Origin of the sequence: Arthrobacter sp. AOP36-C1-22 (assembly GCF_052377515.1) — a bacterium.
Taxonomy (GTDB): Bacteria; Actinomycetota; Actinomycetes; order Actinomycetales; family Micrococcaceae; genus Arthrobacter_H.
On sequence record NZ_JBQSWW010000058.1, the window covers coordinates 1 to 1,623 of the forward strand.

Annotated in this window: 1 protein-coding gene; it reads left to right on the plus strand. The window is 63.4% G+C overall.

The features are described 5' to 3' along the window. Positions 1 to 123 precede the first annotated feature (123 nt). Positions 124 to 1,518 carry an IS1380 family transposase gene (locus tag ACT3S6_RS15850; RefSeq protein WP_102598821.1) on the plus strand — a complete coding sequence of 465 codons (1,395 nt, stop codon included), beginning with the start codon at positions 124 to 126 and terminating at the stop codon, positions 1,516 to 1,518. Positions 1,519 to 1,623: the final 105 nt, after the last annotated feature.

Genomic DNA, 1,623 nt, shown 5'->3' on the forward strand with positions numbered 1-1,623 from the left:
AGCCTCGATCCACCGATGGGAGCCGGTGAAGCAGGACGTCATTAACGCGGAGATGCCCGACTTTTCAAGGATAATTGGACTTGCGACAGTACAAATTTCCTGAAGAAGAAGGGCATCTCGCAGATGCAAGTTTCCCACACTCCCACGGCCCTGTCAGCCGCGTTCGACGAACCGAACCTCATCGCGGCGGCAGGTCTGGTCCCGGTCATGGAACTGGCCCGCGACTCTGGCCTGCATGAGCTGGCGGACAGGCAGCTGAGCGTGCCGACCGACAAAGGTGCCAACGCCGGCGCGAAGACCGCAGCGCTGGTTGCCGGGATGGCCGCCGGAGCCGATTCCATCGATGACATGACCGTGCTGCGCCACGGCGGGATGAAACGGCTCTTCGGCTCCTGCTACGCCCCCTCGACCCTGGGATCCTTCTTGCGGTCCTTCTCCTTCGGGCACGTCCGCCAGCTCGACGCCGTTGCCTCTCGTTTTTTGGGAAACCTCGCAAACAGGGCACCGCTGTTGGGCGATCCTGGTGCCGAGGAGTTCGTGTTCGTTGATGTCGATGACACGATCATCGAGGTCCACGGCTATGCCAAGCAGGGCTCCGGGTACGGATATTCAGGGGTCCGTGGGCTCAACGCGGTGCTGGCCATCGCCTCCACCGCCGATACTGCCCCGGTGATCCTGGCCCAGCGCCTGCGCAAAGGGGCCGCGAACTCGGCGCGTGGCGCCAAACGTCTCGTTGCCGATTCCCTGGCGACCCTGGGACGGATCCATGCCGAATCGCCAGTGCTCTGCCGCTTCGACTCCGCGTATTACGGCCATGCCGTCATCTCCACGGCTCTGGCTGGCGGTGCCGATGTCTCGGTGACGGCGCGCATGGACTCCGCGGTCAAACGCGCCATCTCCGGAATCGAGGAGGCCGCGTGGGAAAGCATCGAATACACCGATGCGATCTTCGACGAGACCGCCGGTGCCTGGATCTCGAAAGCCGAGGTCGCCGAAATTGACTTCACCGCTTTCTCCTCCCGGAAGAAGGCCGACCGGGTTCCCGGCCGACTGGTGGTACGCCGCATTCCGGAGCTGAATCCGAAGGCAACCGACGGGCAACCAACCTTGTTCGATGCCCATCGGTTCCACGCGTTCTTCACCACCGTGTCCATGGAAGCCATGGGCACCGTCGTCATGGACAAGACCCACCGCCGCCATGCGGTTATCGAGCAGGTGAACGCGGACCTGAAAAACAGTGCCCTGGCGCACTTGCCTTCGGGGCACTTCGGAGCCAACAGTGCCTGGTTGGCCGCCGCGGTCATGGCCTACAACCTCACCCGGACCGCCGGGGTACTGGCGGCGGGAAGGTTCCGCAAGGCCCGCACCGCGACGATCCGGGACAAACTTGTCAACGTCCCGGCCCGGATCGCCTCGAGTGCCCGTCGAATCCGATTGCACCTGCCCGAGGCATGGCCCTGGCAACAGGCGTGGGAGAAGCTCTTCGCTGCCGTTCATGCACCACCTCAGCGAGTCTGACTGATCGTTCACCAGCCGGACAACGGCATCATCAGGAACCATCGTGGAACATCATCGGCAGCGAGGCCGGGCCCTGAGTAGTGCCCAGTTTCCTTACACTCAAGA

What these genes read in the sequence shown, in the direction of transcription:
- ACT3S6_RS15850 (WP_102598821.1), top strand. Translation starts at nt 124, where the DNA reads ATGCAAGTTTCCCACACTCCCACGGCCCTGTCAGCCGCGTTCGACGAA.